At 49.9% G+C, this 6,357-nt stretch carries 4 protein-coding genes; all 4 read left to right on the forward strand.

What is annotated here, in order from left to right; genetic code table 11:
• Positions 1-1,836 (forward strand): glycosyl hydrolase (locus tag ACEW8P_RS14675; RefSeq protein WP_373513828.1); only part of this gene is annotated, 1,836 nt, incomplete at its 5' end.
• 62 nt (positions 1,837-1,898) lie between these two features.
• Positions 1,899-3,338, forward strand: a complete 1,440-nt coding sequence (locus tag ACEW8P_RS14680; RefSeq protein ID WP_373513829.1) for a sulfatase — start codon at positions 1,899-1,901, stop codon at positions 3,336-3,338.
• 221 nt (positions 3,339-3,559) lie between these two features.
• The gene (locus ACEW8P_RS14685; RefSeq protein WP_373513830.1) at positions 3,560-5,266 is read left to right on the forward strand and encodes an Ig-like domain-containing protein; all 1,707 of its coding nucleotides are present in this window, start codon (positions 3,560-3,562) and stop codon (positions 5,264-5,266) included.
• Positions 5,267-5,344: 78 nt separating this feature from the next.
• A partial coding sequence (locus ACEW8P_RS14690; protein ID WP_373513831.1) for a sulfatase-like hydrolase/transferase occupies positions 5,345-6,357 on the forward strand: 1,013 nt, incomplete at its 3' end.

The following is a 6,357-nucleotide window of genomic DNA, read 5'->3' on the forward strand; positions in this document are numbered from 1 at the left end:
CCCGAACCCGACCCAGCCTTCGACAATACGTTGAGCCGCGTCCGCTACGATTACAACAGGCTGTTGGTGCGTCTCTTTATGAAAAATTTTGTCGAGCCATTCCAGCAATTCTCCACCGAAAACGGGGTGAAAGGCCGATACCAGTCTTACGGCACGCCCCTGCTGATGGGGATGATGGAGGGCAACCTTATTCCCGACATTCCGGAAGGAAACAACTGGATTTATTCGGTCGATATGGAAACCGATGAATGGAGCTGGAATCAAGCGCACGGCTACCTTATCTGGAATTTGTATGCAGCTGTCGGGGGCCATTTGAAAGGCAGAAAAATTATCAGCTGCGAAGCTATGACCAACACAAAGGGCGTGTTCAAAACCTCACTGGAGGAGATTAAGCGGCACGACGACATGAACTTTATCACGGGCATCAACCACACCATTCTGCACGGCTACAACTACTCGCCCCCGGCAGCAGGTTTTCCGGGCTGGATTCGGTACGGAGCCTATTTCAGCGAGCAAAACACCTGGTGGCCTTACCTGAACCACTGGGCCGATTACAACGCCCGGCTGTCGTCCGTGTTTCAGCAATCCAGCCCGGTAAAAAAACTGGCCCTACTTGGTCCTATCCCCGACATCTGGTCGCAGAAAGGGTTGATTCGGGTGCCGGTTCACAGCGAGCCGGCGTATTTCCATCACCTGTGGGAATCAATTAGTCAGGCGGGTAGTTCCTGCGATTATATCGACGAAACCATCATCCGGGAGGGCGACGTATCGAGTGGAACGCTCAAATATGGCCCAATGACCTACGAAGCCATCGTACTGGGCAGTGTGCAGTCCCTTGATCCAGCCACCGCTACTGCTCTGCTGAGATTTGTGCAACAGGGTGGTAAGCTAGTCGTGATTGACGAACTACCGCACCGCTCACTCTCCCAGCAAAACGCTCTTGACAATGACCGGACTGTGATCGGTGCGTTTGCCGAAATACAGAATAAATACGCCTCGCAACTTATTCAGGTAAAAAGCCCGTCGGCCAACCAAGATTTGCTAATCTGGACCACCAAACTCCTGGCCGACGCAGCCCTGACACCCGACGTGCAACTAGTCAAACCCGACAAAAACGTGTTTCAGATTCGGCAAGTGGCCGGTGAGCGCGACATTTATTTTTTTGTCAATTCCAACAGTCGGAAAGCCGTCACCCTCCAGGCCAACTTTCCGATGAACGGTAAGACCCCCTGGTTATGGAATCCCGAAACCGGGACGCGTCATGTGCTGGCCGCTTCCGCAAGTGCTTTGCCTATCACCTTGGCCCCGCTGAAATCAAAACTCATTGTATTTGAACCCACCCGAACCGACACGCCGAAACCCCTGGCCGGGCACCATGAACCGGGCAGATCAGTAGGCAGCATTGATGGCCCCTGGCAGGTACAGTTTACCCACGCCAATGGTACCGTTTTCAGCCGATCGTTTGATAAGCTGTCCTCGTTTGGCATCTCTACAGACCGACAACTAAGCACCTTTGCTGGTACGGCCACCTACACCACGGCGTTCACCGCCACCGGAACAGAATGCTGGCTGGAACTGCCGAACACTTACAAGGGTGTGTCGGAAGTGTATGTAAATGGAAAAAAAATGGGGCTCAACTGGTACGGGCGCCCTTTATTTTTAGTGTCAGGTGCATTGAGAAAAGGTAGAAATACGCTGGAAATCAAATACACGACCGTGCTGAGTAATTACGCCCGCAGCCTGACTGAAAATGCTACCGCTGCCCGCTGGACGCAGGGCTTCGAGGCGATTCCGTTGGGTCTAGACGGGAAGATTACGCTGTACGCAACAGAATGAAGGATATAAAAATTGACATTGACTCATTAGATAAATCGGCTTCCTATTTCCCATAAGTTGACATGAAAAAAATTAAAAACTCCCTCTTGCTCCTGACCGTTCTGGTTGGTTTGTCTATGCTGGCGGCCTTCATAAATGTGCAGGATCAAACAAAAGAGAAACGCAAACCAAACATACTGTTTATTGCGGTTGACGACCTGCGGCCCGAGCTGGGCAGCTATGGTAATAAAATCATTTCATCCCCCAACATCGACAAACTGGCCGGTCAGGGTGTGTTATTTTCGCGGGCTTACTGCAACGTACCCGTGTGCGGGGCTTCACGGTCCAGTCTGCTGACCGGCACGCGGCCCACTGACTACCGATTCCTCCATTTCTTCTCACGGGCCGATAAGGATAACCCGACGGCCACCGTTTTGCCCGCGCATTTCAGGAGCAACGGCTACCATACAGTCTCGCTCAGCAAGGTTTTCCACTTTTCCGACGATAGCCGCGAGGCTTGGGACGAGCTCTGGTTGCCAACCTCGACGAATGGATCTCCCCGTAACTACCAGAATCCCGAAAACATCGCCATCGACACCAAGGCTTCGGCTGGCCCCCCTTACGAGATGGCCGACGTTCCCGACAGCGCTTATCCTGATGGAAGAACTGCTTTGAAAGCGTGCGATTATCTGCAAGGATTCAGCCAATCGGAGCAGCCGTTTTTCTTGGCAGTGGGCTTCCATAAACCCCATTTACCCTTCAATGCTCCCAAAAAATATTGGGATTTGTATGACCCCAAAGCCATTGGCCTGGCCACGAATATGTATCGTCCTAAAGACGCGCCCGATGAGGCTTTCCACCCCTGGAAAGAGCTTAGAAGCTACGCCACCGTCCCGCAGGAAGGCAACCTATCCGATGATATGGCCCTGAAACTCCGCCACGCCTACTATGCCTCGGTGAGCTACATCGATGCACAAGTGGGTTTACTGCTGGCGGAACTGAAAAAATCGGGTCTCGACGACAACACCATTGTAGTACTCTGGGGCGACCACGGCTGGAACTTGGGCGAAAACGCCTTATGGGGCAAACACTGCAACTTCAACAATTCAATGAATGCCCCCCTAATTATAGCGGCTCCCGGTATGTCCAAAGGGAAAGTCAACCAGAGCATTACCGAGTTTATCGACATATACCCTACACTCTGCGAGCTGGCCGGACTGGCACCACCCAGCCACCTGGACGGGCAGTCGCTGGTGAAGCGCTTGAAAAAGCCAGGCAAAACGGAAGACGATTATGCCGTTGTCAAGTTCGCCAACGGGGTTACCTACATTGAAAAGAACCTGTTCTACAGCGAGTGGTACGACAAAAAAGATAATATTATTTCAGACATGCTCTATGATCACGCGACCGATCCAGAAGAGAACGTGAACATTTCGCTACGTCCTGAAAACCGTGCGCTGGTACAGGAGCTCAGGAAAAAACTCAAAGATAAAAGGGGCAGCGAATTCTTCCGAACAGACTAGTTCGACAGTATGATCATAGACGCCGCCCGTCCACAGAAACCGTAGTTGTTTGCCTGATGACTACGGTTTTGCCTAAAATCCTGGCGGTTCAAAACGGGCGTTCGTAAAATCGACCAAGGCATTAATCAAACGGGTGCCGAGTGCACTTGTCAGGCCTGTACTCCAAGCCATAAGACAGATACCACTACCACTCTCAACAAAGTCAAATGACCTATTCAATTATGAAAAAGCGCTTTCATCCATACCATTGGTTGATCGTATTAATCGGAACGGTTGGGTTCGCCCAGCAGCCACAAATGTCGGGAAACAACTATTTGCCGGGGCAGGTAATCCATGATCCAAATAACCCGACAAAGATGGTTTACAACCGGGATCTGAATAAGGACGGACAACTTGACCCCTTCTTTTTATGTGGCCCCGGCGATCCGGAAGGCTTTCTGTACCGGGGCAAACGCAACCCCAATGGAACCCGGTCAGGCGATCAGGTGCAGTTGGTAAAGAAAATGGTTCAGTATGGTGGCAACAGTGCTTACGTCGTGGCAGTACGGACTAACGGTGGCGATGCCACAAAAAGTCATGAAAAGGATCCAACCACCTATCCCGACGTACTACACAACCCCTGGATCGATCAAGACAATCATAAAGGACTGAATCAGGACATTCTGGATCAGTGGGAAATGTGGTTCGCCAAAATGGACAATAGCGGCATCCTCATCTATTTCTTCATTTATGACGATGGCATCCGGATCGGCCCAAAACTGGGCTGGCCGCTTGATGATCAAGGGAATCTGCATTCGGGTGAAAAAGCTTTTGTTCAGGGATTGGTCAAACGCTTCAAACACCATAAACGCCTGATTTGGTGCATAATGGAGGAGGATCAGGAAATTGGAAAAGATTGGCAAGCCCACGTGTCGAAGATTGCCGAAGCCATTCATGAGGCCGATGACCATAACCATATCATCGCTACCCATCAGCACGGAGGCAATATTTTTTACCATAAGGGTGACCCATACATCAGCCAGTTTGCCCTGCAGACGGACAAAAAAGTGGTGATTGAGAAAGAGCCGTACCGGAAATGGATGCGGGAAGCTTATGCAAACACGGACGGAATGTATAGCGTAGTGATGTCGGAAGATTATGTACACGGCCAATTCTCAATCCCCAATAACAGCCGGGAAGAATGTCGGCAGCGCAATTGGATTGCGGCTATGGCCAGTACCTATGTCATGGTGCTGGGCATGGATATTGCCAATACGCCACGTGAATGGCTCAACGATTGCAAAATCATCCAGACTTTCTTCGAGCGTACGAACTTTAACCAGATGATACCGAACGATTCGCTGGCTACCCACGAAACCGAGTCCGTATTGGTCAATCCTGGCTATGACTATATTCTGTACGGCGCCAACGCAACCCGTACGCTAGGTATTAATCATTTAGAAAAGGGGCGCTATACGCTACGCTGGTTGGACTGCATCAGCGGAAAAATAAATGAACAGAAACACATTCTGCTAAAAGACGGAGCCAACGACTGGGCTAAACCATCTGGTTTCGGTAAGGAGGTCGCTTTGTATTTAGAGCGGGAAGATAAACGACCAGTAGCGGGCGCCTCTGTTGTTGCGAAACGGAGTAGTTCGGTTCAAAAGGCAGCGCAGAAGACGGTTCCCGAGGTAGAAAGCGTGAGTATAAAAGTCGCTCCCGACCGCGAAGTATCAATCCAACTTGCCTACAGCGATCCTGACGGTGGGCCGGGGCCATACACTTTTACAATTGTCTCCAAACCTAAGCATGGCGTATTGACTGGCGTGGGTAACGACCGGGTTTATAAACCTAACAAAGGCTTCAAAGGGGTTGATCAGTTTTCCTGGAAAGTGAACGATGGCTCCACCGACTCGAATAAAGCCGTTATAACGATAAATGTTGAATAGAGTGCTAGGCATTAAGCTGCTTAATCGCGATGGGCAATCAATTCCATTATCAAAAGCGATAATCCTACAACAATAATCATGTCAAGATCCCTTTCCATTATTCTCATTTTTCTAGCGCTAGTCTCATTTGATGCGCAGGCGCAATCCACAAAGAAGAAGCCGAATATCATATTTATCATGGCGGATGATCTTGGGTATAAGGATTTGAGCTGCTACGGCAATCCGTTCAATAGTACACCCAATTTGGATGCGTTGGCAGAGCAGGGTATGAAGTTCTCGCAGTCCTATGTGGCGTCTCCAATTTGTTCAGCGTCACGAGCCGCCCTCTTGACGGGTAAGCACCCGGCCCGCCTCCATCTCACAAATTACATTACTGGTTTGCGAACGGATCCCCTATCACCAGTTTTACCCGCAGTATTCAAACATTATTTGCCTTCGCAAGAAGTAACCCTCGCTCAAATGATCACCGAATCTGGCTACAGTTCGGGGATGGTGGGAAAGTGGCACCTGGGTAGGGGCGATTCTATTTCGCCAGTAAAGCGGGGTTTTGATTATGAGAGTGTGATCGGGAAAAACGGGCTCGATTACTACAATTATTCAATAACCAGTCAAGGGCAGACCGTCTTTGAAGACAATGGCAAAAACTACCTCACCGACAAGCTCACGGATTACGGCCTTGAATTTATTGAGGAGAATAAAAGCAAGCCCTTTTTTCTCTACCTAACTTATTCCGCACCACACATACTAATTATACCAAAGGGCGAGAAGTTGAAGAAATACTTGATGAAGTATACCAGATTTGACGGGAAATACAACCCTTATTACGCGGCAATGCTGGAAAGTCTGGACGACGGAGTAGGGAGAATTATTGATAAAATCAAAGCGCTGAACCTGGATGAAAACACCATTATTGTTTTTACCTCCGATAACGGCGGATTAGGTATGAGCGAACTGGGCCCAACGCCCACAAGTATGGACCCGCTGAGAGCATGGAAAGGATTTGTTTACGAAGGAGGGGTTCGGGTACCCACGATTGTTAGGTGGCCCGGGCATGTCCCCGCTGGCACTGTAAACGATAACTATTTCACCAA

The organism is Persicitalea sp., assembly GCF_041751555.1.
Lineage (GTDB): Bacteria > Bacteroidota > Bacteroidia > Cytophagales > Spirosomataceae > Persicitalea.